Source organism: Pseudomonas sp. F007, from assembly GCF_057814275.1.
In genome coordinates this window covers 246,777-273,228 of the sequence record NZ_JBVATA010000011.1, presented here as the reverse complement: position 1 = coordinate 273,228, position 26,452 = coordinate 246,777, and the positions used below count along the sequence as shown (strand labels likewise).

The following is a 26,452-nucleotide window of genomic DNA, read 5'->3' as shown; positions in this document are numbered from 1 at the left end:
CCTCATTAGGCTAATCACGGTTATTTGACCCGGCTCTTGCCGGGTCTTTTTTTGCCTGGAATCTGACCCGGCGCCGTCGTTACTGGCGCATCTGCGCGCAGTAGTCCGGTGTTGGTCGAGCAGCGGTATACCAGGCGAAGTCCGCTGAACCCGGATCGAGCGCATCGCCCTTCTGCGCCAGGATCAGCACCCGTGGCGGCGGCGAGCCCAGATCCTGCACATGCAGCGGCACGCCGATATCCAGGCGGGCGTGATAGGCCCCGGCCAACAACATCGCCGGCGCGGGGGCTGCCAGCAAGCGCTCGGCCATATGCCGATCACGCTGTTGCTGTATGGCGAGCATCGGCGCCATCTGGCTCTCGGGCAACATTCCACAATGCGACTGACGAATCTGCGTCAGCAACACCTCGCTGACGGCGGGCGCAGTTGATCGCGGCCCTTCCATCACCGGTGGCTGACGATAGATTTGCCGAACCTGGGTCTTGGTCAGATTCGCTGCCAGCAAGGGATACGGTTGCGCCAGGGCGTAGCGAACGATCGGCCCATACAAGCTCCAGTCCCAACCCGACTGCCAGGCCAGCGCCTGCGGCAGATCCTGCGGCCATTGGTGCACGGGGGTACCGTGGACCTTGTCGACCGCGGCTTGCTGATTTTCGGTGAGCATTTCCAGCAACAGACTGCCTTGTACCCGCTGCTCCGCCAGCGCCTGCAACAACCACAGCTGCACCTGATGATGCTCTGGATTGTCGTGCTGTTCGCCGACAATCAGTCGAGGCTCGCCCGCCAGGCGTTCGACCAGCGCCTGCGGGCTCAACACCTGCCCACTGCGAAGATCGACAATCTCGCCACCTGGCACCTGCGCGACAGGTGCTACCACGTTTTGGCAAGCCGACAGCAGCAGCACCAGAACAATGACTAATCCACGCATGAATTCACCTCAGCGGGCAATGATCAGCGGATGCCCACGTTCCGGGTGCGCCTGCACCAGCACCTCCAGCCCGAAGACCGCCTTGAGTGACTCGGGGCGCAAGACCTGCTGCGGTGTATCCAGGGCATGTGGGCGCCCGTTGTCGAGGAGTAGGATGCGATCACAGTAGCGCGCCGCCAGATTCAGGTCATGCAGGATCACCAGCACCGCTGCGCCGTGATCGGCAAAGGCACGCACTGCTTGCAGGGTCGTATGCTGATGTAGCGGGTCGAGCATCGAGGTCGGTTCGTCCAGCAACAGCGTCTGCCCGGCCTCGCCCGGCCAGAGTTGCGCCAGCACCCGCGCCAGGTGCACCCGCTGGCGCTCACCGCCAGACAGTGCGGTGTAGCGACGGCCGCTCAAATGCCCGACGTCGGCAGCCTGCAGAGCGGCGACGATGATTTCGTCATCACGTTTGCGCCCGGTCTGATGGGGCAAACGGCCCATGCCCACCACTTCTTCGACGCTGAAAGCGAAGTCCAGGGTCGAGGTCTGCGGCAACACGGCGAGGCGCTGGGCCCGCTGCGCGCCGTCCCACTCACCGAGCTGGCGCTGGTCCAGCCAGACGCGCCCGTGATCGGCACGCAACTCGCCGCACAGGGCGCCGAGCAGGGTACTTTTGCCCGCGCCATTGGGCCCGAGCACGCCAAGCACCTCACCGGGCCGCACTTCAAGATTGAGGTCTGCCAGGACAATCTTGCGCCCACGACTGACCTGCACATTCTCCAACCGCAACATCAGGCGCGACCTCTGAGCAACAAAAACAGAAAGAACGGTGCGCCGATGAAGGCGGTGACGATGCCGATCGGCAACTCGGCCGGGGCCAGCGCCAGGCGCGCCAGCAGATCGGCGAACAACAGCAGGCTGCCGCCGGCGAGAATCGACGCCGGTAACAACACCCGGTGATCGGGGCCGGCCAGCAGGCGCACCAGATGCGGCACCACCAGCCCGACGAAGCCGATCATGCCCGCCGCGGCAACGGCAGCGCCGACTCCCAATGCGGTACAGAACACCAGTTCGCGCTTGAGCCGCTCGACATCGATCCCCAGGTGACTGGCCTCGGACTCGCCGAGCAGCAGCGCATTCAGAGCCTTCGCTCGACGCGGCAACCACAGCGCCACCGCCACCGTCACCAGCAGCAAGGGCCAAAGACGCTCATAGCTGGCACCGTTCAGGCTGCCGAGGTTCCAGAAGGTCAAGGTGCGCAAGGTGGCATCGTCGGCCAGGTAGGTGAACAGGCCCACCGCAGAGCCGGCCAGTGCAGTCAGGGCGATACCCGCCAGCAACATGGTCGCCACGTTGGTCTGGCCGTTGCGCCGCCCCAAGCGATAAACCAATGCGGTCACCGCCAGGCCGCCGAGGAAAGCGCAAATCGACAGTAGATAGGGACCCAGCGCGTCAGGCAGGCCACCCAACAAGGAGCCACCGACAATCGCGATGGCCGCGCCCAGCGCCGCTCCACTGGAGACACCCACCAGGCCGGGATCCGCCAACGGGTTGCGAAACAGCCCCTGCATGGCCACGCCGGACAGCGCCAGGACGCCGCCGACCGCCAGTCCGAGCAAGGTGCGCGGCAGGCGGATCTGGCCAAGAATCAACTCCGCCTGCTCCAGCCCTTGCGCGGGAAGCGGCACGCCGAGCAGACGCATGGCCGCGCGCATCGTGTCCAACAACGGCAAGCTAACCGGGCCGAGGGCCAGCGATAACCAGATCGCCAGCAACCACAGCAGGGTCAGGCCGACAAACAGCGAACGCGGCTTCACCAGAGTGGTCATTGAGTGGCGGCGGCCTTGGCGGACTCCGCCGGGTAGAAGCCGGCAGACAGCTTGACCAGGCTTTGCGGCAGGCGCGGCCCCAGGCCACCCACCAACAATGTCGGGTCCAGTTCCAGCACCCGCCCGGCCTTGGCCGCCGGCGTCGAGGCGAGGATCGGATTCTGTTTGAACAAGGCTGCGCGCGCGGTGTCACCGGTCAGCGCCCGGTCGGAAAACACCAGCACGTCCGGCGCCAATCCCGCCAGGGATTCGACCGAGAACGGCTTGTAGCCGCTGTGGGTCGCCAGGTTATGGCCGCCCGCCTGCTGCAGCAGCCAATCGGCAGCGGTGTCCTTGCCGGCAATCAACGGCTTGCCACCGGCATGACCCAGCAAGAGCAACACCCCCGGGGCCTTTTGCCGAGTCTGGGCCTGACTGACCCAGGCCTTCTGCTGCTCGAGCTGCTGTTGGTAACCCTGGAACAGGCGGGTGGCCTGCGCTTCATTACCCAGCAAACGGCCCAACTGATGTAGGTTTTTTTCCAGGGTCGGCAGGTCCGCTTGCGCCGAGAACAACTTGACCTGGACCCCAGCGGTACGAATCTGCGACACCACCGGCGGCGGGCCCATTTCTTCGGTGCCGATCAAAATCTGCGGGCGCAAACTCAATACGCCCTCGGCCGACAGTTGGCGCTGGTAACCAATGCTCGGCAAGGCCTTGAGTGACTCTGGATGCTGGCTCGTGGTGTCGACCCCCACCAACTTCGACTCGCCCCCCAGGGCCGCCACCCATTCAGACAACGCGCCTCCGGCACTGACCCAGCGTTGCGGCAATTCGGCAGCGGCGGCCACATGATTGACCAGAAGTCCGACACAGAGCGCAATAGCGCTGGTACTCAGGCGCATAACAGGGTTTCCTTTCAGGAGATTTCCCACACAATGACCGGCGTAATCTGTAAGCCCGGGCGAATCCTGCATTTGATAATTGTTAGCATTTGAACGTCAAGCACAGACACATTTGCTAACCAGCGTACTCGCCATTGACCCACGTCTTCGGCACTTGAGGATAGACATGAAGTTCCTTTGCAGCAGCGCGGAACTGGCCGATGCCAGCAGTCGTGGTTTTCAGATTGGCGAGAAGAACTTCTTCGCCGTGCGTCGTGAAGGACAGGTCTATGCCTACGAAAACCGCTGCCCACATCGCGGCATCAGCCTGGAATGGCAGCCGGACCAATTCCTCGATGCCAGCGCCAGCCTGATCCAGTGCGCCAGCCACGGCGCCCTGTTCCTGATCGAGAGCGGTGAGTGCGTGGCGGGGCCTTGCGCCGGCCAATCACTCACCGCCCTGGCGTGCCGTGAAGACGCCGCCGGCATCTGGGTGCAACCCTAGAGGTCAAGCAGCACCTGCAGGCGCCGATCAACGCGCACCTCCTCGGCATTCAGGCAGACGCCGTATGCCAGCACTTCAACCCCCGCCGTCTTGGCCTCGCGCAGGGCCGCGGCATAACCCGGATCGATTTCCACAGCCGGTCGCACTGCTTCGATGCCGGTCAGGTTGACGCAATACAGTTGCACCGCGCGCACCCCGTTGCGGGCCAGGCAAGCCAATTCACGCAAATGCTTGGCCCCGCGCTGGGTCACCGCATCCGGAAATGCTGCCACCGCTACGCCATCGAAGCCCAGGGTGACGCTTTTGACTTCAACGAACGCCGGGCCCTGTGGATAGTCGAGGCGAAAATCGATGCGACTGTTTTCCAGGCCGTAGGGCACTTCGCGCTTGAGCCCGGTAAAGCCGTTGAGCTCGTTGATCACCCCGGCACGCAGGGCCTCCTCGATCAGGGTATTGGCCCGCGCCGTGTTGACGCAGGCCAGGCGCCCTTGCGGGGTTTCGCTGATTTCCCAGGTCCCGGGCAACTTGCGCTTGGGGTCGTTGGAGCGGCTGAACCAGACTTGCCCGCCTTCAACCATGCAATTGAACATCGACCCGGTGTTGGGGCAATGAATGGTGAGCATCTCGCCGCCAACGGTTTCGATATCGGCAAGAAAACGCTTGTAACGTCGGATCAGCCGACCTTCTTCCAGAGGGGGATCGAAGCGCATCAGCCTTGCCAGCTCCGCAGACCGCGGGCAATCCGCTCCACCGCTTCGCGCAGACGCGGCAGGCTTTGGGTATAGGCGAAACGCACGTGATGCCCGGCCTGGTGCCGGCCGAAGTCCAGCCCCGGGGTGAAGGCAATGTGTTCGGTTTCGAGGAAATGCCGGCAGAAGGCAAAGGCATCGCCACCAAAGGCACTGATGTCCGCATACAGGTAAAACGCACCTTCCGGCTCCACGGCGATGCCAAAGCCCAGCTCGCGCAGGGCCGGCAGCAGAAAGTCGCGACGTCGGCCGAATTCGGCGCGGCGTTCTTCGAGGATGCTCAGTGTCGCCGGCTCGAAGCAGGCCAATGCCGCCTGCTGGGCCATGCTCGGCGCGCTGATGTAAAGGTTCTGCGCCAGCTTCTCCAGTTCGCTGACCGCACCTTGCGGCGCCACCAGCCAACCGAGGCGCCAGCCGGTCATGCCGAAATACTTGGAAAAACTATTCAGGACAAAAGCACTGTCGTCGACTTCCAGCACGCTGGCCGCATCGGTGCCATAGGTCAGGCCGTGATAGATCTCGTCCACCACCAGATGGCCGTTACGGCCCTTGATCGCCGTGGACAGGCCCGCCAGTTCGTCGCGAGTGAGGATAGTCCCGGTCGGGTTGGCTGGCGACGCCACCAGTGCGCCGACGCTGTCGTGGTCCCAGTAGCGCTCCACCAGGTCAGGGGTCAACTGGTAACGCACGTCGGGGCCGACCGGCACCAGTTGCGCCGCGCCTTCTACCAGCCGCAGGAAATGCCGATTGCACGGATAGCCCGGGTCGGCCAGCAGCCAGTGCTTGCCCGGATCCACCAGCAAGGCGCTGGCCAGCAACAGCGCGCCTGAGCCGCCGGGGGTGATGAGAATGCGCTGCGGATCGATGTTCAGGCCGTAGCGCTGCTGGTAGAACCCGGAAATCGCTTCACGCAATTCGGGAATGCCACGCGCCGCGGTGTAACGGGTTTTCCCCGCCGCGAGGGCGGCCTGGCCGGCCTTGATGATCGGCTCGGCGGTGGTGAAGTCCGGCTCGCCGATTTCCAGGTGAATCACGTCGTGGCCGGCCGCCTGCAATTCATTGGCGCGTGCCAGCAGGGCCATGACATGGAAAGGTTCGATAGCGCGGCTGCGCGCACTGTAGGGCTGAGCCATTAGCCTTCCTTCAACGGGGTAAAAGAAACGATTCTACCCAAGCACAGGAACGAGCGAGAACCTATTGCGGTCACAACACCAAGGTTCAGCGTCATGGAGCCCAAACGCAAGGCGCAGGATTGACTAAAATCATTATTTGATCAGGTCTCCAGAACCGCCAGACCAGGCTTTGCAACCCTTTGCAAGGCTTGGGGGCCGCAGCCTCGACATGAGGGAGTAGCGCGGCCGGATTTGATCTGGTAAGTTCGCCCGCTTGCAGTCGCAGGGCCGGCAGGTGTCGGTGATGGAGCAATCCTGCGCAATGGATTACAAGAGTAGAGGCGGTCCATTTCATGCCCACCCAAGCAAAGCAACAGCAGAATCAGGCAATCAGCGGCTTCGAACCTTACGTGCCGAAGGCTGGTGAAGAGTACATGGGCGCACCGATGCGCGCGCACTTCACCAAGATCCTGAACAAGTGGAAACAGGACTTGATGCAGGAAGTCGACCGTACCGTTGACCACATGAAAGATGAGGCAGCCAACTTCCCTGACCCGGCCGACCGTGCCAGCCAGGAAGAAGAATTCGCCCTCGAGCTGCGCGCCCGCGATCGCGAGCGCAAGTTGATCAAGAAGATCGACAAGACGCTGGAGCTGATCCAGGACGAAGAGTACGGCTGGTGCGAGTCCTGCGGCATCGAGATTGGCATCAAGCGCCTCGAAGCCCGCCCGACTGCCGATCTGTGCATCGACTGCAAGACCTTGGCTGAAATAAAGGAAAAACAGGTCGGCAAGTAATTCTCGACTTGAATGAAGAACGGAGCGTGCGAACGCTCCGTTTTTGTTTCTGCCGTCCTGCACACCCCGAAAAGTAGCTTCGCCGCCATGACCGCCAAAACCTCCCCCGCCTACATCGGACGCTTCGCCCCAACGCCCAGCGGCCATCTGCATTTCGGCTCGCTGGTGGCGGCGCTGGCCTCCTACCTGGATGCTCGTTCGGTCGGCGGGGGCTGGCTGCTGCGCATGGAGGACCTCGATCCGCCGCGCGAAGAACCTGGCGCCCAGGCGGCAATCCTCAAGGCCCTGGAAAGCTACGGCTTCGAGTGGGACGGCGAAATGATTCGCCAGAGCGATCGCCACGAAGCCTACGCGCAAGTCCTCGGTCAACTGTTCAACCACGGCCTGGCTTACGCCTGCACCTGCTCGCGCAAACAACTGGAGCCCTACCACGGGATCTACCCGGGCTTGTGCCGCAACGCCGGGCACGCCAGCGAAGACGCAGCGATCCGCTTGCGCGTCCCGGAGCTGGAATACCATTTCATCGACCGCGTGCAGGGCGAATACCGCCAACACTTGGGACGTGAGGTCGGCGACTTCGTGATTCGCCGCCGCGACGGGCTCTATGCCTATCAACTGGCGGTGGTACTCGACGACGCCTGGCAAGGCATCACCGACATCGTCCGCGGAGCCGACCTGCTCGACTCGACGCCGCGCCAGCTGTACCTGCAGGAGTTGCTCGGCCTGCCGCAACCGCGTTACCTGCACCTGCCGCTGATCACTCAACCGGATGGCAACAAGCTCGGCAAGTCCTACCGTTCGCCGCCGCTCACCGAAGATCAGGCCACGCCTTTGTTACTCCGCGCCTTGCGCGCCCTGGGGCAGAACCCCGACGTGGAACTGGCGGATGCCCCCCCCGCCGAACTGCTCAAGTGGGGCATTGCCCATTGGGACGCCGACCTGATTCCTCGCACCCTGACACTCCCCGAAGCGCAATTACGCTGACTAAGCTTGCAGGTTGGCGCCCATCCGTTACCATCGCCGCACGTTTTCGGGCACGCACACAATAAAGAGAGGCCGGGATGTACATCTATCGCTTGGTCCTGCTGCTGGTCGTGGGGATCTACCTGTTCTCCCCCGCCATCATGGACTGGTGGATCGACGCCACGGGCGCCTGGTATCGCCCGTATCTGCTGTGGCTGATCCTGATCGTCGTGACCTTCATCCTGCAGAGCCAAAAAGATGCCGATGAGCTTTAGCCTGACCCAGATGATCCTGATCAGCGCCGCGTACCTGGCGGTGCTGTTCGGTGTTGCCTGGATCAGTGAACGCGGAATGATTCCGCGGGCGATCATTCGCCACCCGCTGACCTACACCCTGTCCCTGGGCGTCTACGCCAGCGCCTGGGCGTTCTACGGCACGGTCGGCCTGGCCTACCAATATGGCTACGGCTTTCTGTCGAGCTACCTCGGGGTATCCGGCGCCTTCCTGCTGGCGCCGGTGCTGCTGTATCCGATTTTGAAGATCACCCGCACCTACCAGCTGTCATCCCTGGCCGACCTGTTTGCCTTTCGCTTTCGCAGCACCTGGGCCGGCGCACTGACCACCATCTTCATGCTGATCGGCGTCTTGCCGCTGTTGGCCCTGCAGATCCAGGCGGTGGCCGATTCGATCGGCATCCTGACCCGCGAACCGGTCCAGCATCGGGTGGCCCTGAGCTTCTGCGCGCTGATCACCCTGTTCACGATCTTCTTCGGTTCGCGGCACATTGCGACCCGGGAGAAACACGAAGGCCTGGTGTTCGCCATCGCCTTTGAATCGGTGATCAAGCTGATCGCCATCGGCGGCGTCGGCCTGTATGCCTTATATGGCGTATTCGACGGCCCGCAACAGCTGGAACTCTGGCTGCTGCAGAACCAGACCGCCCTCGCCGCCCTGCACACGCCGCTGCAGGAAGGTCCATGGCGCACCTTGTTGCTGGTGTTCTTTGCCTCGGCCATCGTGATGCCGCACATGTATCACATGACCTTCACCGAAAACCTCAACCCGCGCTCGCTGGTCAGCGCCAGCTGGGGCCTGCCGCTGTTCCTGCTATTGATGAGCCTGGCGGTACCGCTGATTCTCTGGGCCGGCCTGAAACTGGGCGCCAGCACCAACCCGGAATACTTCACCCTCGGCATCGGCATCGCCGCAAACAGCAAGGCACTGGCCTTGCTGGCGTACATCGGCGGCTTGTCCGCCGCCAGCGGCCTGATCATCGTCACCACCCTGGCGCTGTCCGGGATGGCCTTGAACCACCTGGTCCTGCCGCTGTACCAGCCGCCCGCCGAAGGCAATATCTACCGCTGGCTGAAATGGACCCGCCGGGCGCTGATCGTCGCGATCATCATGGCCGGCTACGGTTTCTATCTGATGCTCGGCGCCGAACAGGACCTGGCCAACCTCGGCATCGTCGCCTTCGTCGCGACCCTGCAGTTCCTGCCGGGCGTGCTGTCGGTGCTGTATTGGCCGACCGCCAACCGCCGCGGCTTCATTGCCGGCTTGCTGGCGGGGATCCTGGTCTGGCTGGTGACCATGCTGTTGCCGTTGGTGGGTAATCTGCAAGGCTTCTATATACCGCTGCTGAACATGATCTACGTGCTCGACGACACCAGCTGGCACATGGCGGCCATCGCCTCGCTGGCGGCCAACGTGCTGATGTTCACCCTGATCTCGCTGTTCACCAACGCCAGCAGCGAGGAAGCCAGTGCGGCCGAAGCCTGCGCGGTGGATAACGTGCGCCGTCCGCAACGCCGCGAACTGCATGCGGCCTCGCCCCAGGAATTCGCCACACAGCTTGCCAAACCACTGGGCGCCAAGACCGCGCAAAAGGAAGTCGAACAGGCCCTGCGCGACCTCTACCTGCCGTTCGACGAACGCCGCCCCTACGCCTTGCGCCGCCTGCGTGACCGGATCGAAGCCAACCTCTCCGGCCTGATGGGGCCCAGCGTTGCCCAGGACATGGTCGAAACCTTCCTGCCGTACAAGGCCGGCGGCGAAAACTATGTCACCGAAGACATTCACTTCATTGAAAGCCGCCTCGAGGACTATCACTCGCGCCTGACCGGCCTGGCCGCCGAACTCGATGCCCTGCGCCGCTATCACCGCCAGACCTTGCAAGAGCTGCCGATGGGCGTCTGCTCCCTGGCCAAGGATCAGGAGATCCTGATGTGGAACAAAGCCATGGAGGAGCTGACCGGGATCGCCGCGCAGCGCGTGGTCGGCTCGCGCCTGAGCACCCTCGGCGAACCGTGGAAGGAGTTGCTGCAGGGCTTCATCAATCTGCCGGATGAACACTTGCACAAACAGCACCTGACCCTGGAAGGCCAGACCCGCTGGCTGAACCTGCACAAGGCGGCCATCGACGAGCCCCTCGCCCCGGGGAACAGCGGCCTGGTGCTGCTGGTCGAAGACCTGACCGAAACCCAGATGCTCGAAGACAAACTGGTGCACTCCGAACGCCTGGCCAGTATCGGGCGCCTGGCCGCCGGGGTGGCCCACGAGATTGGCAACCCGATCACCGGCATCGCCTGCCTGGCGCAAAACCTGCGCGAGGAGCGCGAAGAGGACGGTGAGCTGACAGAGATCAGCGGGCAAATTCTCGAACAGACCAAACGCGTCTCGCGCATCGTGCAATCGTTGATGAGTTTCGCCCACGCAGGCAGTCACCAGCACAACGACGAACCGGTGTGCCTGGCCGAAGTGGCCCAGGACGCGATTGGCCTGCTGGCCCTGAACCGGCGCAATTTCGAAGTGCAGTTCTACAACCTGTGCGATCCCGAGCATTGGGTCGATGGTGACCCACAGCGCCTGGCCCAGGTGCTGATCAACCTGCTGTCCAACGCCCGCGACGCATCGCCCGCCGGCAGTGCGGTGCGGGTAAAAAGCGAAGCCAGCGAACACACGATCGATCTGATCGTCGAAGACGAAGGCAGCGGTATCCCGTCGAGCATCAAGGACCGATTGTTCGAACCCTTCTTCACCACCAAGGATCCTGGCGAAGGCACCGGTCTGGGCCTTGCACTGGTCTATTCCATCGTTGAAGAGCATTATGGACAAATCACCATCGACAGCCCGGCTGACATTCAAAGCCAACGCGGCACCCGTATCCGGGTGACCTTACCGCGTCATGTCGAAGCGACGTCCGCTGTGAACTGAGACCGTCGAGAGAATTGAATCAATGCCGCACATTTTGATCGTCGAAGACGAAACCATTATCCGCTCCGCCTTGCGCCGCCTGCTGGAACGCAACCAGTACCAGGTCAGCGAAGCCGGCTCAGTGCAGGAAGCACAAGAACGCTTCAGCATTCCCACCTTCGACCTGATTGTCAGCGACCTGCGCCTGCCCGGCGCACCGGGCACCGAGCTGATCAAGCTGGGCCAGGGCACACCGGTGCTGATCATGACCAGCTACGCCAGCCTGCGCTCTGCGGTCGACTCGATGAAAATGGGCGCGGTGGACTACATCGCCAAGCCCTTCGACCACGATGAAATGCTCCAGGCCGTTGCGCGGATCCTGCGCGACCGACAAACGGCGCAAAGCGTGGCCAGTGAACGTCCCGCCGGCAAGACGAGCAACGGCAGTGAAAAGCCGGGCGTCGACAACAGTAACGGCGAAATCGGCATCATCGGTTCCTGCCCACCTATGCAGGACCTGTACGGCAAGATCCGCAAAGTCGCACCTACCGACTCCAATGTGCTGGTCCAGGGCGAATCCGGTACCGGTAAAGAACTGGTGGCCCGCGCCCTGCACAACCTGTCGCGTCGGGCCAAGGCGCCAATGATTTCGGTGAACTGCGCAGCGATCCCGGAAAGCCTGATCGAGTCCGAGTTGTTCGGCCACGAAAAAGGCGCATTTACCGGCGCCAGCGCCGGCCGCGCCGGACTGGTGGAAGCGGCGGACGGCGGCACCCTGTTCCTCGATGAAATCGGTGAGCTGCCGCTCGAAGCCCAGGCCCGCCTGCTGCGTGTGCTGCAGGAAGGCGAAATCCGTCGTGTGGGCTCGGTGCAATCGCAGAAGGTCGATGTGCGCCTGATCGCCGCGACTCACCGCGATCTGAAGAGCCTGGCAAAAATCGGCCAGTTCCGTGAGGACTTGTATTACCGTCTGCACGTGATCGCCCTCAAGCTGCCGGCCCTGCGCGAGCGTGGCGCGGACGTCAACGAGATCGCCAACGCCTTCCTCGCTCGCCAGAGCGCGCGCATCAATCGCACCGACCTGAAGTTCGCCGCCGATGCCGAGCAGGCAATTCGTCACTACAGCTGGCCGGGTAACGTGCGCGAACTGGAAAACGCCGTCGAGCGTGCGGTGATCCTGTGCGAGAGCCCGGAAATCTCCGCCGACCTGCTGGGCATCGATATCGAGCTCAGCGACCTGGAAGAAGACGAATTCATCGGCCTGGCCCCGCAGCAGGGCAGCACCAGCAACGCCAGCCACGAGCCGACCGAAGACCTGTCCCTGGAAGACTACTTCCAGCATTTCGTCCTCGAGCACCAGGATCACATGACCGAGACCGAACTGGCCCGCAAGCTGGGGGTCAGTCGCAAGTGCCTGTGGGAACGCCGTCAGCGCCTGGGTATTCCGCGGCGCAAGACCGGTGTCGCCAGCGAGAGCTGAACGTTACCTGACGCTTGAGCGGGTAACAGTTGTAAATGTGAAAAAACTGTTACCGCAGTTTTTTCCGTAACAAAAGCCGGGGCTTACGGTAACGAAGCCCCGGCTTTTTTTGCCCTGAAAAAACCTGCCTAACCGGCCTGACCCCTTGTTTCATTGGCCTTCACAAAAGTTGGCACGGCTTCTGCTATATGTTTGGTACAAGAACAATAACAAGCAACGTACAAGACAATAAAAATAAGACGAATCGACTCACGCACAATAAAAACAAGACGGCGAGAGGCGTAGCTAACTGATTCTTTTGGAGAAGCGTTGCATTTGGGGCTTGCCCCGCAACCAGGCCGAGAACAACAAAAACTGCCCTAAGGCAGCGCCTGAACTGGTTGGATCGACAGATCATTGCAGCACAGCGATCAAAGCAATCCGTTTGCTCTTGGCTCCCGATTGGGAGGGTCATGCAGGAAAAACCTCATGACATGGGCGTTACACAAAAACAAGAAGCCCAAAACCATAATAAAAATAGAGCACGCAACTACTTCTGGGGGAGCTTCGGCTCCCCTTGTAGTTTCTGCGATTTACCCAGAAACCCAGTCCCTACCCCGCATGTGAAGCCTGTAGCTCAAGGCTCGACGCTTGTTCCTACACCATCCCTCGACTAAATGCTAGAATCCCCGCCCATCATGCGGTCATTCTTCGTTATGGCCGAACATTCCTTCAAACAGTGCATCCCATGCTGAAGAAGCTGTTCCAGTCATTCCGTTCTCCCGCGCGTCGTACGCAACACATCCGCAGCACGCCTGAAGTGCTCAACAGCGGCCAACATTCGCTGCAGCGCGCCCAGTTCAGCCGTTACGCGGTAAACATCGTCGAACGCTTGCAGAACGCCGGTTATCAGGCCTACCTGGTCGGTGGCTGCGTGCGCGACATGCTGCTCAATATCACGCCCAAGGATTTCGACGTCGCCACCAGCGCCACGCCGGAGCAGGTTCGCGCCGAGTTTCGCAACGCGCGAATCATTGGTCGTCGCTTCAAACTGGTGCACATCCACTTTGGTCGCGAAATCATTGAAGTCGCGACCTTCCGCGCCAATCACCCGCAAAACGAGGACGAGGAAGACAGCAACCAGTCCTCGCGCAACGAAAGCGGGCGCATCCTGCGCGATAACGTCTATGGCACCCTGGAAGAAGACGCGCAACGCCGCGACTTCACCATCAATGCCTTGTATTACGATCCGGTCAGCGAGCGCATTCTCGATTACGCCAACGGCGTGCACGACATCCGCAACCACCTGATCCGCCTGATCGGCGACCCGACCCAGCGTTACCAGGAAGACCCGGTGCGGATGCTGCGCGCCGTGCGTTTTGCCGCCAAGCTGAACTTCGGCATCGAGAAGCACACCGCCTCGCCGATCCGCAACCTGGCGCCGATGCTGCGGGAAATTCCTGCCGCACGTCTGTTCGAAGAAGTGTTGAAGCTGTTCCTTTCCGGGCATGCCGCCGACACCTTCGAAATGCTGGTCGACCTGCAATTGTTCGATCCACTGTTCCCGGCCAGCGCCGAAGCACTGGAGCACAACCCGACCTACACCCACACCCTGATCAGCGAAGCCCTGATCAACACCGACCTGCGGATCAAACAGAACAAGCCGGTGACTCCGGCCTTCCTGTTCGCTGCCCTGTTGTGGCCGGCGCTGCCAGCCCGGGTGTTGCGTTTGCAGGATCGTGGCATGCCTCCGATCCCGGCCATGCAGGAAGCCGCTCACGAACTGATCGCCGAACAGTGCCAGCGGATCGCCATTCCCAAGCGTTTCACCATGCCAATCCGCGAGATATGGGACATGCAGGAGCGCCTGCCACGGCGCAGCGGCAAGCGTGCCGACCTGCTGCTGGACAATCCGCGTTTCCGGGCCGGCTACGATTTCCTCCTGCTGCGTGAAAGCGCCGGCGAGCAGACCGATGGCCTGGGTGATTGGTGGACCGACTACCAGGACGCCAACGACAGCGAGCGCCGCGACATGATTCGCGACCTCAGCGGCAAGGAAGACGGTGCCAGTGGCGCACCGCGCAAACGTCGTCGCAGCGGTGGTGCCAAACGTAAACGCGCCGCTGGCGCACCGAGTGCGTCGGGCGAGTAAGGTCATGGAACGTATCTACATCGGCATGGGCAGCAACCTCGCGGCCCCCGCCGAACAACTGCGCAGCGCCGTCCAGGCGTTGGCGCAGTTGCCCCGCACCACCCTGGCCGGCGTCTCGGCCTTCTATCAAAGTGATTCCCTGCTGCCGGGCCAGCCGCGCTATACCAACGCGGTTGCCGCACTGGACAGCGAGTTGGCGCCACTGCAACTGCTCGATGCACTGCAGTCCATCGAAAACGACCAGGGCCGCGAACGCCTTGAACGCTGGGGCCCACGCACCCTCGACCTGGACATCCTGTTGTTCGGTGACCAACTCATCGACGTACCACGCCTCAAGGTTCCGCATTACCAGATGCAGGAGCGGGCTTTCGTGCTCTACCCCCTGGCCGAACTGGCCCCGGCGGACCTGCAACTGGCAGACGGGCGACTGTTACGCGACCTCCTGAGCGCCTGCCCGTTCGTCGGGTTGGAGCGCTTGCCGCCGGTTTGAAAGGGCCCGGCCGACAAGGCCGGCCTACCCCAAGCCCTGCTGAATCGCATCAGTAACGCCGGTAACACCTGCGCTGTCACCTTGCGGTAACACATCCAATTGACTTCCCGAGTTCTCCTCACGACTATAGGCGTCCCGCTGCCGCCAACACGGCACCAAAGGGCGCAATCCAGGCTTTTCAAGCACGACAAAAGAACGTGCGCCTGAGTAAATGAAGAATCACGCGCGTTACTCGCAGTAGTTTTCCAAGCGCCTGAACGAGGAACCATTTCATGCCAGCTATTACCCTCACCACCCTGCAGACCCTCAAGCAGAAAGGTGAAAAAATCACCATGCTGACCTGCTACGACGCCACTTTTGCCCACGCCTGCAATGAGGCCGGTGTTGAAGTGTTACTGGTGGGCGATTCCCTGGGCATGGTCCTGCAAGGTCATGACAGTACCCTGCCGGTCACCACCGCCGAGATGGCGTATCACGTCGCCTGCGTCAAACGCGGCAACAGCGACGCGCTGATCCTCGCCGACCTGCCATTCATGGCCAACGCCACCGTCGAACAAACCCTGATCAACAGCGCGACCCTGATGCAGGCCGGCGCGCACATGGTCAAGGTCGAAGGTGCGTTGTGGCTGGCCGAGTCGATTCGCCTGCTGGCCGAACGCGGCGTACCGGTCTGCGCCCACATGGGCCTGACACCACAGGCGGTGAATATCCTGGGAGGCTATAAAGTCCAGGGCCGCAATGAAAACCAGGCCCGCCAGATGCGTGCTGACGCTATCGCCCTGGAACAGGCCGGCGCAGCGATGCTGCTGCTCGAATGCGTGCCGAGCGAACTGGCCCATGAAATCACCCAGGCGGTGAAGATTCCGGTGATTGGTATCGGTGCCGGCAACGCCACCGACGGCCAGGTACTGGTCCTGCACGATATGCTCGGCCTGTCGCTGACCGGTCGCGCGCCGAAATTCGTGAAGAACTTCATGGCCGGCCAGGCAAGCGTCCAGGCCGCCTTGAGCGCCTACGTCAGTGAAGTCAAGGCCGCGACCTTCCCCGGCGCCGAGCACGGATTCTCCGCATGAATACTGTCAAGACCGTACGCGAACTGCGTGCCGCGGTAGCCCGTGCACGCAGCGAAGGCAAGCGCATCGGCTTCGTGCCAACCATGGGCAACCTGCACAGCGGCCACATGGCACTGGTGACCAAGGCGGCGCAGCGGGTGGATTTCGTGGTGGCGAGCATCTTCGTCAATCCGCTGCAGTTTGGCGCTGGCGAAGACCTGGACAAGTACCCACGGACACTGGCGGCCGATCAGGAAAAACTCCTGCAAGCCGGCTGCCATTTGCTGTTCGCACCGAGTGCCGAGGAAATGTATCCCGACGGCATGGCCGGCCAGACCCGCGTCAGCGTCCCGCACTTGTCCGAAGGCCTGTGCGGCGCCAGTCGCCCCGGGCACTTCGAAGGCGTGGCGACCGTGGTCAGCAAGCTGTTCAACATGGTCCAGCCTGACCTGGCGGTGTTCGGCCAGAAAGACTTCCAGCAACTGGCGGTCATTCGAGCGCTGGTGCACGACCTGAACATGCCGATCCAGATCATCGGCGAGCCGACTGTGCGTGCCGCCGATGGCCTGGCCTTGTCCTCGCGCAATGGTTTCCTCGACGAAGAGCAGCGGGCAGTGGCGCCGGTGGTGTATCGCACCTTGAGCAACATCGCCGAAGCCATCCGCCAGGGCGAGCGCGACTTCCCGGCATTGATCAGCGCCCAGTTGCAACAACTGGAAAGCGCAGGCCTGCGTCCGGATTACCTGGAAGTGCGTCACGCCCTGACCTTGCGCCCAGCCACGGCACAGGATCGCGACCTGGTGATTCTGGTGGCAGCGTTCCTCGGCACCACACGGTTGATCGACAACCTGCACCTGAACCTCGACACCCCCGCCTGATCATCGCCCATCTCAGGGGGAGCCTTGCTCCCCCTGATGCTTGTCGCCTGCCAAAGATCGCCATTCAGCCATATTGCCGCCTCCATGACCTTCGGGCACACTGCCCGCCGTTCGATTTCGACCAGAGAAAACACCCATGCACGCCATCATGCTCAAGGCCAAGCTGCACCGCGCCGAAGTGACTCACGCTGTGCTCGACTACGAGGGCTCCTGCGCCATCGACGGCGAGTGGCTGGACTTGTCCGGGATCCGTGAGTACGAACAGATCCAGATCTATAACGTCGACAATGGCGAGCGTTTCACCACCTACGCCATCCGTGGCGAAGCAGGTTCGCGGATGATTTCAGTCAACGGGGCCGCCGCCCACAAGGCCAAGGTCGGTGACCGAGTGATCATCTGTGCCTACGCCCACTACAGCGAAGCCGAGTTGCTCAACTTCAAGCCGCGCATGTTGTACATGGCACAGGGTAACGAACTGAGCCACACCAGCAATGCCATCCCGGTGCAGGTCGCCTGATCCTCTCCCGCACTGCGCAGACCGAAACCTCGCCTGCCTGGTTCTGTGCAGCGCCGACAAAGCCAAGACAGATCCGCCGGCGAGGTTTACTGTTGTCGCCCTGCACTATTTAATCGTCTATTCGCAGCTTTCACCGGACAACGCCTGTCGCCCGACAGCACATTCCGGTTTTTTCAGTGTCCTAAAGGCAGTTCAAGTAAAAGGAAACCCGCAGCGATGGCGTACTACCGCACTCCTCAAGACGTTACCGCTCTGCCAGCCTGGCAGGCGCTGAATGATCACCGCCAAGCCATGCAGGATTTCAGCATGCGCGAAGCGTTCAATGCCGACCCGCAGCGTTTCAACCAATTCACCCTGAGCAGCTGTGGGCTGTTCCTGGACTACTCGAAAAACCTGATCAGCACTGAAACCCGCAACCTGCTGGTGGGCCTGGCGAACGAAGTCGGCCTGCAGGACGCAATCAAGGCGCTGTTCAGCGGCGAAATCGTCAACGCCTCCGAAGGCCGCCCGGCCCTGCACACCGCCCTGCGCCGCCCGGTCGGCGACAAGCTGCTGGTCAATGGCGTCAACGTGATGCCGGACGTGCACAAGGTGCTGAACCAGATCACTGACCTGGTCGGCCGCATCCACGACGGCCTGTGGCGCGGCTACACCGAAAAACCGATCACCGACGTGGTGAACATCGGTATCGGTGGCTCGTTCCTCGGTCCGGAGCTGGTCTCCGAAGCGCTGCTGTCCTACGCCCAGAAAGGCGTGCGCTGCCATTACCTGGCGAACATCGACGGCAGTGAGTTCCACGAACTGACCATGAAGCTGCGCGCCGAGACCACGCTGTTCATCGTCTCGTCGAAATCCTTCAACACCCTGGAAACCCTGAAGAACGCCCAGGCCGCTCGCGCCTGGTACCTGGCCCAGGGTGGCTCGGAAGCCGAGCTGTATCGCCACTTCATCGCCGTATCGAGTAACAATGCGGCGGCGGTCGCGTTCGGTATCCGAGAAGAGAACATCTTCCCGATGTGGGACTGGGTCGGCGGCCGTTACTCGCTGTGGTCGGCCATCGGCCTGCCGATCGCCCTGGCCATCGGCATGTCAAACTTCAAGGAACTGCTGTCCGGTGCCTACACCATGGACCAGCACTTCCAGAGCGCTCCGTTCGAACAGAACATGCCAGTGCTGCTGGCCTTGCTCGGCGTGTGGTACGGCAACTTCTGGGGTGCGCAGAGCCACGCGATCCTGCCGTACGACCACTACCTGCGCAACATCACCAAGCACTTGCAGCAGCTGGACATGGAGTCCAACGGCAAGAGCGTGCGCCAGGACGGCACGCCGGTCTCCACCGACACCGGCCCAGTGATCTGGGGTGGCGTCGGTTGCAACGGCCAGCATGCGTACCACCAGTTGCTGCACCAGGGTACCCAGTTGATCCCGGCCGATTTCATCGTGCCGATCGTCAGCTTCAATCCGGTTTCCGACCACCACCAGTGGCTGTACGCCAACTGCCTATCCCAGAGCCAGGCACTGATGCTCGGTAAAACCCTCGGCGAAGCTGAGGCAGAGCTGCGTGACAAGGGCATGCCCGAAGACCAGGTGCAGAAGCTGGCCACGCACAAGGTGATTCCAGGCAACCGCCCAAGCAACACCCTGGTGGTCGAGCGCATCAGCCCGCGTCGCCTCGGCGCACTGGTGGCGTTGTACGAACACAAGGTCTTCGTGCAAAGCGTGGTCTGGGGCATCAACGCCTTCGACCAATGGGGCGTGGAGCTGGGCAAGGAACTGGGCAAAGGCGTCTACAATCGCCTGGTCGGCAGCGAAGAAGCACCGGCCGATGATGCGTCCACCCAGGGCTTGATCAACTACTTCCGCGGACGTCACCGCGGTTGATTTGACGGTAGTCCTGTAGCGAGTACCAGCCTTGCGGGCCGGGTGTGCCAACGAGCGATCGCGCTGTCGTTGGCACACCCGGCCCCGCAAGGCCCACAGCTAACAAGGAGCCGTCATGTTCGATATCAGCACCTTCCCCAAAGCCGACGCCGTGCGCCGGGCTGCACAACTGAGCCAGGACGACTATCAGCGTCTGTACCGCGAATCCATCGAACACCCCACTCAGTTCTGGGCCGAACAGGCCACCCGCTTCATTGACTTCAGCGCCCCCTGGCAAACCGTCCAGCGCTACAACCTGAAGACCGGTGAGGCCACCTGGTTCTCCGGCGCAATGCTCAACGTCAGCCACAACTGCATCGATCGTCACCTGGCAAAACGCGCCAACCAGACCGCGATCATCTGGGAAGGCGACGACCCCGCCGATTCGCTGCGTATCACCTATCAACAGCTGCACGATCACGTCTGCCGCCTGGCCAATGTGCTGAAAAGCCGTGGCGTGAAAAAAGGCGACCGCGTGTGTATCTACATGCCGATGATTGCCGAAGCTGCCTACGCCATGCTGGCCTGCTCGCGCATTGGCGCCGTGCATTCGGTGGTGTTTGGCGGCTTCTCTCCGGATTCCTTGCGCGATCGCATCCTCGATGCCGATTGCCGCACCGTCATCACTGCCGATGAAGGCGTGCGCGGCGGCAAGAAAATCCCCCTCAAGCGCAACGTCGACCAGGCCCTGCGCAGTTGCCCGGCGGTCAGCACGGTGGTGGTGATCCAGCGCACGCAAGGCGATGTCGATTGGGTCGAGGGTCGTGACCTCTGGTATCACCAGGCCAGCGCTGCTGCCAGTGCTCAGTGCCCGCCAGAACCGATGGGCGCCGAAGACCCGCTGTTCATCCTCTACACCTCCGGCAGCACCGGTAAACCCAAAGGCGTGTTGCACAGCACCGCGGGCTACTTGTTGCAAGCAGCGATGACCTTCAAGTACGTGCTCGACTACCGCGACGGCGAGGTGTTCTGGTGCACCGCCGATGTCGGCTGGGTGACCGGCCACAGCTACATTGTCTATGGCCCCCTGGCCAACGGCGCGACCACCCTGATGTTCGAGGGCGTGCCGAATTACCCCAGCAGCTCGCGCTTCTGGCAGGTCATCGACAAGCATCAGGTCAACATCTTCTACACCGCCCCGACGGCCTTGCGCGCGCTGATGCGCGAGGGCGCCGGCCCCTTGCAGAACACCTCGCGCAGCAGCTTGCGACTGCTGGGCAGCGTCGGCGAGCCGATCAACCCGGAAGCCTGGGAGTGGTACTTCAACGCGGTGGGCGAGCAGCGCTGCCCCATCGTCGACACCTGGTGGCAAACCGAAACCGGCGGCATCATGCTCAGCCCGCTGGTCAGCGCGCAACGGATCAAACCCGGCTGCGCAACCCGGCCAATGTTCGGCGTACAACCGGTGCTGCTCGACGAACAGGGCAAGGAAATCAGCGGCCCCGGCAGCGGCGTGCTGGCGATCAAGGCCAGTTGGCCGGCACAGATCCGCACGGTCTACGGTGACCCGCAACGGATGGTCGACACCTACTTCAAACCCTACCCCGGGTACTACTTCACCGGAGACGGCGCGCGCCGCGACGAAGACGGCGACTACTGGATCACTGGACGCATCGACGACGTGATCAACGTTTCCGGGCACCGCATCGGCACCGCCGAAGTCGAAAGCGCGCTGGTGCTGCATGACCGCATCGCCGAGGCCGCCGTGGTCGGTTACCCCCACGACGTCAAAGGCCAGGGCATCTACGCCTTCGTCACCCCGATGAACGGTGTCGAACCCGACGAGGCCCTCAAGCAACAATTGCTGGCGCTGGTGAGCAAGGAAATCGGCAGCTTCGCCAAGCCGGACCTGATCCAGTGGGCACCCGCCTTGCCGAAAACCCGTTCAGGCAAGATCATGCGGCGCATTCTGCGCAAGATCGCCTGCAACGAACTGGACAGCCTCGGCGATACCTCGACCCTGGCCGATCCCAGCGTGGTCGAGGGACTCATCGACAAGCGCTTGAACCCGTAAACTGGCGCGGTCAGCCACCGCGCTGCTACCCCTTTGTCACCACCGAGTTGTCATGGAATTCATCCGTACCCGTATCGAAACCCAGATCATGAGCCTCACCGGTCTTTCCCTGGGCAAGCTCGATCTGGAAAACCCCAAGGGCGACCCGGGCCTGTTCGGCCCGGACTCAATCAGCTGGCAAGTCCACGGCGACTTCAGCAGCATGCTGATTGGTGGCATCAGCGCCCTGATGCTGCAAGCCCTGCATCCGCTGGCGCTGGCCGGGGTCTGGGATCATTCGAACTTTCGCCAGGACATGCTCGGACGCCTGCGCCGTACCGGGCAATTCATTTCCGGCACCACCTTCGGCTCACGCCAGGATGCCGAGTGGCTGATCGAAAAAGTCCGCACCATCCACTTGCAAGTGGTCGGTACCGCCCCCGACGGCCGCGCCTATGCCGCCAGCGATCCGGACTTGCTGACCTGGGTCCATGTCGCTGAAGTCAGCAGCTTTCTCGCGGCCCATCTGCGCTACCGCAACCCGGATCTGACGCCCAGCGACCAGGACCGTTATTACGCCGAGATCGCCTTGATCGCCGAACGCCTGGGCGCCCGTGAAGTCCCTCGCTCGCGCCAGGAAATCGCCGACTACCTCGAGCGAATGCGCCCACAACTGCTGTGTGACGAACGCAGTCGCGAAGTGCTGCGCCTGCTGCTGAACGCACCCGCCCCCAGTCGCCTGGCCAAACCTTTTGGCGGGTTGATGATGCAGGCCGGTATCGACCTGCTGCCCGACTGGGCCAGCGCCATGCTCGACGTCAGCCAGAGCCCGTTGCAACGTAAGCTGATCCGCGCCAGCGTCAGGCGCAGCGCCCCCATGCTGCGCTGGGCGGTGCGCAACGGTTCGGTGCAGCGGGCCAGGCGCCGGATGGGTTTGTTGAAATGAATCTACGCGCAATCCTGTTAAACTCGCGCGCCAAATTCCCAGCAAGGCGCGCCCCATGTCTTCCTTGAACCAGGCGCTGCGCGCCGCACTCGATCATCGCCAGGACCTGCTCGCCGAGCTGCACCAGCAGGGCACCGACTGCTATCGCCTGTTCCATGGCAGCCAGGAAGGCGCCGGCGGCCTGACCATCGACCGATACGGCCCGCAACTGCTGGTGCAGAGCTTCCACCAGACGCTGCAGCGCGAAGACTTGTTGGCACTGCATGCGAGCGTCAATCAACACCTGCAACTGGACACTTTGCTAGTCTACAACGACCGTTCCCGGGGCAACTCGCGCATCGACCGTGAAGACAGCGTGTACCGCGCCGATGACGCCGCCCTTGCCGATCTGGTGGGCCATGAGTGGGGCCTGAACTACCGGGTCCGCGGCCGTCACGCCGGGCAGGATCCGCTATTGTTCCTCGACCTGCGCAATGCCCGTGGCTGGGTCAAGGCCCACAGCCACAACAAGAGTGTGCTGAACCTGTTTGCCTACACCTGCGGTGTCGGCCTCAGTGCTGCAGCCGGTGGTGCGCGCGAAGTGTGCAACCTGGACTTTGCCGAGGGCAACCTGGCGGTCGGCCGCGAGAACGGCCAGCTCAATCCGCAACTCCGCGAAATGCAGTTCGTGCAGTCCGACTACTTCCCGGCCATTCGCCAGCTGGCCGGGCTGCCCATCAGCCAACGTCGCGGGCAAAAGCTGCCAAGCTACCCACGCCTGGAACAGCGTCAATACGACCTGGTCCTGCTTGACCCACCGGCCTGGGCGAAAAGTGCATTTGGCACCGTCGACCTGCTGCGCGATTACCAAAGCCTGTTGAAACCGGCGCTGCTGAGCACCGCCGAAAATGGCGTGCTGATCTGCTGCAACAACCTGGCGAAAGTCGCCATGGACGACTGGCGCGAGCAGGTACTGCGCTGTGCAGAGAAAGCCGGGCGTCCGGTACGCGAGTGGCAAGCGCTGCCTCCAGCCGCTGATTTCCCCTCGATGGACCAACAGCCGCCGCTGAAAACCCTGATTTTGCAGCTCTGAAGCGTGTAGGAAGAATCTGAACAATCCTGATCGAGGTCATTGCTTCGGAACCAGAATCGCGTGCCATACTCCAAGGCACTTCCGATTCAGATAGATGAAGCCGCACATGCCCAAAGGATTGATTCGCGCCGTCGGCGCCTTGTTGACTGCTGTCGCCCTCTACAGCTTGCTGGGGTTTCTGATCTTGCCGGGGATCGCCCTGCGGATCGCCAATCAACAATTGGCCCATTACGCAGCGGTGCCAGCGAGCATCCAGCGCATCGAGCTCAATCCCTTCAGCCTTGAACTCACGGTGTGGGGCCTGAATATCGGCGAACCGGGCAAGGAGCAGGTGGCTTTTGAACGGTTATACGCCGACCTGCAGATTGACAGTCTGTGGACTCACGCCCTGCACCTGGCCGACGTGCAGCTGGACAAACCGAAAACCGAGATCCTGTTCAGCAAGGATGGCAGCCTCAACCTGACCCAACTGTTCAAGCTGCCCGCCAGCGAACCTACTCCCGTCGACCCACAGGCAAAACCGTTCCCGCTGCGCATCGATCGCATCAACCTGGCGGGTGGCAACCTGCACTTTGAGGACCTGCGTCCCAGCGAGCCGATCGAGTTTCTTTACGACGACCTCACTTTCGAGCTGAAAAATCTCAGCACGCTGCCTGACGACAACGCCGAAATGAACCTGGTGGCGATCGGCCCCAACGGCGGTCAGATCGACTGGAGCGGCAAGGTCAGCCTGGTGCCCATCACCTCCGAGGGCACCCTTAAAGTCACCGATGGCAAGATGAAAGCCTTCTGGCCCTACGTCCGCGACGCGGTGCCATTGGTGCTTGAAGACGGCACCGTCAGCCTCAGCACCGACTACACGCTGAACCTGAGCAAGGAAACCGAACTGCTGCTGAACAACACCTCGGTGAGCATCGCGCCTTTCGCCATCAAGGCCCCGGACGGACGGCCGCTGGCTCGCCTGGAACGTCTGGACATCAGCGAGACCACGGTCGACCTGGCCAGGCAGCAAGTGATCGTCGGCAAGATCCGCAGCCAGAAACTCGAAACCTGGGCCGCCCGCGAAGCCGATGGCCAACTCGACTGGCAGAAATTGTTCGCCAGCCAGCCGGCCAAGCCAGCCGCCAAAAAGGAGGCAACCACCGCACCGGCGGCTGCCGACTCACCTGCGCCCGCCGCCCCCAGCAAGCCCTGGCAGGTGCTGCTCAAGGACGTCGAACTGCGCAATTACCAGGTGCACCTGGCTGACCGCCAGGTGAAACCGGCCGTGACCCTGGAACTCGGCCCGCTGAACCTGGACCTGAAAAACTTCGACAGCCTCAACGGCTCGCCTTTCAGCCTCAAGCTCGAAAGCGGGCTGGGCAAGCAAGGCAAGATCCTCGCTGAAGGCGAGGTCAACCTGGCGCCGGTCAGCGCCAAACTCAATGTGCAAACCCGCGATATCGACCTGCGGGTGGCCCAGTCCTACATCAGTCCTTTCATTCTCCTGGAGCTGCGCTCCGGCATGCTCGGCAGCGACCTGGCCGTCAACCTGAAAAGCACCGAGCCGCTGGCATTCAGCGTCACCGGCAAGGCCCAGGTCGATCAATTGCACACCCTCGACACCCTGAAATCCCGCGACTTTCTCAAATGGCAAAAGGTCATGGTCGAAGGGCTGAATTATCAGCATGGCGACAGCCTGTCGATCGACCGGATCAACCTGCAGCAACCCTACGTGCGCTTCATGATCAACGATGATCGCACCACCAACGTCGATGACCTGCTGATCCCGCAACCGGCCGACAGCACCAGCAAGTCCACCGCGGGGGCAAAGCCGGCGGCCGGCCAGGACAAACCGCTGGGCATTCACATTGGCGCGATTGCCATCAACGACGGCTCGGCGAACTTCGCCGACTTCAGCCTGACGCCGAACTTCGCCACCGCCATCCAGCAACTCAACGGCCAGATCGGCACCATCGATAGCCGCCAGCAGAAACCGGCCAGCGTCGACGTCAAGGGCAAGGTCGACCGCTACGCTCCGGTGACCATCAAGGGCAGCGTCAATCCATTCGATCCGATGGCGGCGCTGGACATCGCCACCAGTTTCAAACGGGTCGAACTGACCACCCTCACGCCTTACTCCGGCAAGTTCGCCGGTTACCGGATCCGCAAGGGCCGGCTCAACCTCGACCTGCATTACCTGATCACCAAGGGCCAGCTCAAGGCGGAAAACAAAGTGGTGGTGGAGCAACTGGAGCTGGGCGAGAAAGTCGACAGCCCGGACGCGGTCAGCCTGCCGCTGAAGCTGGCGGTGGCCTTGCTCAAGGACGTCGATGGCAAGATCTCCATTGAATTGCCGGTGACCGGCGACCTCAACAACCCGCAATTCAGTGTGATGCCGATCGTCTGGCAAACCCTGCGCAACCTGATCGTCAAGGCGGCGGCTGCGCCGTTCAAATTGATTGGTGGGCTGATCGCCGGCGGTGGCTCGGAAGACCTCGGCACAGTGGCTTTCGCGCCTGGCTCCAGTGACCTGAGCAAGGACGCCGAAGGGGCACTGGTCAAACTCGCCAACGCCCTCAAGGAACGTCCGGCCCTGCGCCTGGAAATCGAAGGCACCGCCGCGCAAAGCAGCGACGGCCCGCTGATTGCCGAGCAGCGTCTGGAGCGGGAATACCAGTACAACTACTACAAGATCCTCCAGCGCCGCGGCGACAAGGTGCCGGCCCAGGCGTCATTGCTGCAAGTGCCTGAAAGCGAGAAAACCCCGCTGCTTGAAGGTATCTACCGCACCCGCCTGAAAGCTCAGCCACCGGCTGAATGGACCGATCTGGGCAAGGAAGAACGGACGGCGAAGATGCGTGAAGGGGTGATCAAGTTCTGGGCCTCCAGTGAAGTCCTCCTGCGCCAACTGGGCCAGGACCGCGCCAGCAGCATCAAGGATTATCTGGTGGACAAGGGCCAACTCGCTGATGACCGGGTGTACTTCATCGACGCCAACCTCGGCCAGGCCGAGAGCGATGGCAAGGTGATCACGCCGATGCATCTGGACGCTGAGTAATCGAGTTTCT

At 62.2% G+C, this 26,452-nt stretch carries 22 protein-coding genes; 16 read left to right on the top strand and 6 right to left on the bottom strand.

Annotated features, from left to right (window positions below; all coding sequences use genetic code 11):
• Positions 1 to 79 precede the first annotated feature (79 nt).
• Genes ACZYR5_RS26950 through ACZYR5_RS26935 form a run of 4 tightly spaced genes read right to left on the bottom strand, consistent with a single transcriptional unit; the run spans position 80 to position 3,626 of the window.
• Positions 80 to 928 (bottom strand): ChaN family lipoprotein, encoded by an 849-nt coding sequence (locus ACZYR5_RS26950; protein WP_489092397.1) that lies wholly within the window; start codon positions 926 to 928, stop codon positions 80 to 82.
• 9 nt (positions 929 to 937) lie between these two features.
• On the bottom strand, positions 938 to 1,705 hold the full coding sequence (locus tag ACZYR5_RS26945) for a heme ABC transporter ATP-binding protein (protein WP_489092396.1): 768 nt from the start codon (positions 1,703 to 1,705) through the stop codon (positions 938 to 940).
• Positions 1,705 to 2,688, bottom strand: coding sequence for a FecCD family ABC transporter permease (locus tag ACZYR5_RS26940; protein WP_489092409.1), 984 nt, complete (start codon positions 2,686 to 2,688; stop codon positions 1,705 to 1,707). The genes ACZYR5_RS26945 and ACZYR5_RS26940 overlap by 1 nt, the downstream gene beginning before the upstream one ends.
• 50 nt (positions 2,689 to 2,738) lie before the next feature.
• Positions 2,739 to 3,626 (bottom strand): heme/hemin ABC transporter substrate-binding protein, encoded by an 888-nt coding sequence (locus ACZYR5_RS26935; RefSeq protein ID WP_489092395.1) that lies wholly within the window; start codon positions 3,624 to 3,626, stop codon positions 2,739 to 2,741.
• Between the two features lie 166 nt (positions 3,627 to 3,792).
• Here ACZYR5_RS26935 and ACZYR5_RS26930 point away from each other — a divergent pair, with 166 nt between their 5' ends.
• The gene (locus ACZYR5_RS26930) at positions 3,793 to 4,110 is read left to right on the top strand and encodes a Rieske (2Fe-2S) protein (protein WP_489092394.1); all 318 of its coding nucleotides are present in this window, start codon (positions 3,793 to 3,795) and stop codon (positions 4,108 to 4,110) included.
• Here ACZYR5_RS26930 and sfsA read toward each other — a convergent pair.
• Both sfsA and ACZYR5_RS26920 read right to left on the bottom strand, forming a co-directional pair.
• Entirely contained in the window at positions 4,107 to 4,820 is a 714-nt protein-coding gene (gene sfsA / locus ACZYR5_RS26925) for a DNA/RNA nuclease SfsA (RefSeq protein ID WP_489092393.1), read from the bottom strand. The genes ACZYR5_RS26930 and sfsA overlap by 4 nt on opposite strands.
• The gene (locus tag ACZYR5_RS26920; RefSeq protein WP_027617894.1) at positions 4,820 to 5,992 is read right to left on the bottom strand and encodes a pyridoxal phosphate-dependent aminotransferase; all 1,173 of its coding nucleotides are present in this window, start codon (positions 5,990 to 5,992) and stop codon (positions 4,820 to 4,822) included. Before ACZYR5_RS26920 ends, sfsA begins: the two co-directional genes overlap by 1 nt.
• Before the next feature lie 332 nt (positions 5,993 to 6,324).
• Here ACZYR5_RS26920 and dksA point away from each other — a divergent pair, with 332 nt between their 5' ends.
• From dksA to ACZYR5_RS26845, 15 genes are all read left to right on the top strand, one after another.
• Positions 6,325 to 6,768, top strand: coding sequence for an RNA polymerase-binding protein DksA (gene dksA / locus ACZYR5_RS26915; RefSeq protein ID WP_489092392.1), 444 nt, complete (start codon positions 6,325 to 6,327; stop codon positions 6,766 to 6,768).
• Positions 6,769 to 6,855: 87 nt separating this feature from the next.
• Entirely contained in the window at positions 6,856 to 7,752 is an 897-nt protein-coding gene (gluQRS, locus tag ACZYR5_RS26910) for a tRNA glutamyl-Q(34) synthetase GluQRS (protein WP_489092391.1), read from the top strand.
• Positions 7,753 to 7,829: 77 nt separating this feature from the next.
• Positions 7,830 to 8,006: a hypothetical protein gene (locus tag ACZYR5_RS26905; RefSeq protein ID WP_003176118.1), complete on the top strand. Its 177-nt coding sequence runs from the start codon at positions 7,830 to 7,832 to the stop codon at positions 8,004 to 8,006.
• Complete coding sequence (locus tag ACZYR5_RS26900; protein WP_489092390.1) at positions 7,990 to 10,944, top strand: sensor histidine kinase; 2,955 nt, start codon at positions 7,990 to 7,992, stop codon at positions 10,942 to 10,944. The genes ACZYR5_RS26905 and ACZYR5_RS26900 overlap by 17 nt, the downstream gene beginning before the upstream one ends.
• A gap of 22 nt (positions 10,945 to 10,966) precedes the next feature.
• Positions 10,967 to 12,403, top strand: coding sequence for a sigma-54-dependent transcriptional regulator (locus ACZYR5_RS26895; RefSeq protein ID WP_489092389.1), 1,437 nt, complete (start codon positions 10,967 to 10,969; stop codon positions 12,401 to 12,403).
• 727 nt (positions 12,404 to 13,130) lie between these two features.
• Positions 13,131 to 14,534, top strand: coding sequence for a polynucleotide adenylyltransferase PcnB (locus tag ACZYR5_RS26890; protein ID WP_489092388.1), 1,404 nt, complete (start codon positions 13,131 to 13,133; stop codon positions 14,532 to 14,534).
• A gap of 4 nt (positions 14,535 to 14,538) precedes the next feature.
• Positions 14,539 to 15,024 carry a 2-amino-4-hydroxy-6-hydroxymethyldihydropteridine diphosphokinase gene (folK, locus tag ACZYR5_RS26885; RefSeq protein ID WP_489092387.1) on the top strand — a complete coding sequence of 162 codons (486 nt, stop codon included), beginning with the start codon at positions 14,539 to 14,541 and terminating at the stop codon, positions 15,022 to 15,024.
• Between the two features lie 272 nt (positions 15,025 to 15,296).
• Positions 15,297 to 16,097 carry a 3-methyl-2-oxobutanoate hydroxymethyltransferase gene (panB, locus tag ACZYR5_RS26880; RefSeq protein ID WP_489092386.1) on the top strand — a complete coding sequence of 267 codons (801 nt, stop codon included), beginning with the start codon at positions 15,297 to 15,299 and terminating at the stop codon, positions 16,095 to 16,097.
• The gene (gene panC, locus ACZYR5_RS26875) at positions 16,094 to 16,954 is read left to right on the top strand and encodes a pantoate--beta-alanine ligase (RefSeq protein ID WP_489092385.1); all 861 of its coding nucleotides are present in this window, start codon (positions 16,094 to 16,096) and stop codon (positions 16,952 to 16,954) included. The genes panB and panC overlap by 4 nt, the downstream gene beginning before the upstream one ends.
• 136 nt (positions 16,955 to 17,090) lie before the next feature.
• Positions 17,091 to 17,471 (top strand): aspartate 1-decarboxylase, encoded by a 381-nt coding sequence (gene panD / locus ACZYR5_RS26870; RefSeq protein WP_489092384.1) that lies wholly within the window; start codon positions 17,091 to 17,093, stop codon positions 17,469 to 17,471.
• A 216-nt stretch (positions 17,472 to 17,687) separates the two neighbouring features.
• The gene (pgi, locus tag ACZYR5_RS26865; RefSeq protein ID WP_489092383.1) at positions 17,688 to 19,352 is read left to right on the top strand and encodes a glucose-6-phosphate isomerase; all 1,665 of its coding nucleotides are present in this window, start codon (positions 17,688 to 17,690) and stop codon (positions 19,350 to 19,352) included.
• 115 nt (positions 19,353 to 19,467) lie between these two features.
• On the top strand, positions 19,468 to 21,405 hold the full coding sequence (acs, locus tag ACZYR5_RS26860; protein ID WP_489092382.1) for an acetate--CoA ligase: 1,938 nt from the start codon (positions 19,468 to 19,470) through the stop codon (positions 21,403 to 21,405).
• Between the two features lie 52 nt (positions 21,406 to 21,457).
• A complete protein-coding gene (locus ACZYR5_RS26855) occupies positions 21,458 to 22,330 on the top strand; it encodes an oxygenase MpaB family protein (protein WP_489092381.1) in 873 nt (290 codons plus the stop codon).
• A gap of 55 nt (positions 22,331 to 22,385) precedes the next feature.
• Positions 22,386 to 23,402 carry a class I SAM-dependent rRNA methyltransferase gene (locus tag ACZYR5_RS26850; protein WP_489092380.1) on the top strand — a complete coding sequence of 339 codons (1,017 nt, stop codon included), beginning with the start codon at positions 22,386 to 22,388 and terminating at the stop codon, positions 23,400 to 23,402.
• Between the two features lie 94 nt (positions 23,403 to 23,496).
• Entirely contained in the window at positions 23,497 to 26,442 is a 2,946-nt protein-coding gene (locus tag ACZYR5_RS26845; protein ID WP_489092379.1) for a DUF748 domain-containing protein, read from the top strand.
• Positions 26,443 to 26,452: the final 10 nt, after the last annotated feature.

Excerpts from the sequence above, each read along its gene's own strand:
- ACZYR5_RS26900 (WP_489092390.1), top strand. The coding sequence starts at position 7,990 with ATGCCGATGAGCTTTAGCCTGACCCAGATGATCCTGATCAGCGCCGCG.
- ACZYR5_RS26905 (WP_003176118.1), top strand. The coding sequence starts at position 7,830 with ATGTACATCTATCGCTTGGTCCTGCTGCTGGTCGTGGGGATCTACCTG.
- panD (WP_489092384.1), top strand. The coding sequence starts at position 17,091 with ATGCACGCCATCATGCTCAAGGCCAAGCTGCACCGCGCCGAAGTGACT.
- ACZYR5_RS26935 (WP_489092395.1), bottom strand. The coding sequence starts at position 3,626 with ATGCGCCTGAGTACCAGCGCTATTGCGCTCTGTGTCGGACTTCTGGTC.
- ACZYR5_RS26950 (WP_489092397.1), bottom strand. The coding sequence starts at position 928 with ATGCGTGGATTAGTCATTGTTCTGGTGCTGCTGCTGTCGGCTTGCCAA.
- ACZYR5_RS26930 (WP_489092394.1), top strand. The coding sequence starts at position 3,793 with ATGAAGTTCCTTTGCAGCAGCGCGGAACTGGCCGATGCCAGCAGTCGT.
- dksA (WP_489092392.1), top strand. The coding sequence starts at position 6,325 with ATGCCCACCCAAGCAAAGCAACAGCAGAATCAGGCAATCAGCGGCTTC.
- ACZYR5_RS26945 (WP_489092396.1), bottom strand. The coding sequence starts at position 1,705 with ATGTTGCGGTTGGAGAATGTGCAGGTCAGTCGTGGGCGCAAGATTGTC.
- gluQRS (WP_489092391.1), top strand. The coding sequence starts at position 6,856 with ATGACCGCCAAAACCTCCCCCGCCTACATCGGACGCTTCGCCCCAACG.
- panB (WP_489092386.1), top strand. The coding sequence starts at position 15,297 with ATGCCAGCTATTACCCTCACCACCCTGCAGACCCTCAAGCAGAAAGGT.
- panC (WP_489092385.1), top strand. The coding sequence starts at position 16,094 with ATGAATACTGTCAAGACCGTACGCGAACTGCGTGCCGCGGTAGCCCGT.
- ACZYR5_RS26850 (WP_489092380.1), top strand. The coding sequence starts at position 22,386 with ATGTCTTCCTTGAACCAGGCGCTGCGCGCCGCACTCGATCATCGCCAG.
- ACZYR5_RS26890 (WP_489092388.1), top strand. The coding sequence starts at position 13,131 with ATGCTGAAGAAGCTGTTCCAGTCATTCCGTTCTCCCGCGCGTCGTACG.
- ACZYR5_RS26855 (WP_489092381.1), top strand. The coding sequence starts at position 21,458 with ATGGAATTCATCCGTACCCGTATCGAAACCCAGATCATGAGCCTCACC.
- ACZYR5_RS26920 (WP_027617894.1), bottom strand. The coding sequence starts at position 5,992 with ATGGCTCAGCCCTACAGTGCGCGCAGCCGCGCTATCGAACCTTTCCAT.
- folK (WP_489092387.1), top strand. The coding sequence starts at position 14,539 with ATGGAACGTATCTACATCGGCATGGGCAGCAACCTCGCGGCCCCCGCC.
- sfsA (WP_489092393.1), bottom strand. The coding sequence starts at position 4,820 with ATGCGCTTCGATCCCCCTCTGGAAGAAGGTCGGCTGATCCGACGTTAC.
- pgi (WP_489092383.1), top strand. The coding sequence starts at position 17,688 with ATGGCGTACTACCGCACTCCTCAAGACGTTACCGCTCTGCCAGCCTGG.
- ACZYR5_RS26845 (WP_489092379.1), top strand. The coding sequence starts at position 23,497 with ATGAAGCCGCACATGCCCAAAGGATTGATTCGCGCCGTCGGCGCCTTG.
- acs (WP_489092382.1), top strand. The coding sequence starts at position 19,468 with ATGTTCGATATCAGCACCTTCCCCAAAGCCGACGCCGTGCGCCGGGCT.
- ACZYR5_RS26895 (WP_489092389.1), top strand. The coding sequence starts at position 10,967 with ATGCCGCACATTTTGATCGTCGAAGACGAAACCATTATCCGCTCCGCC.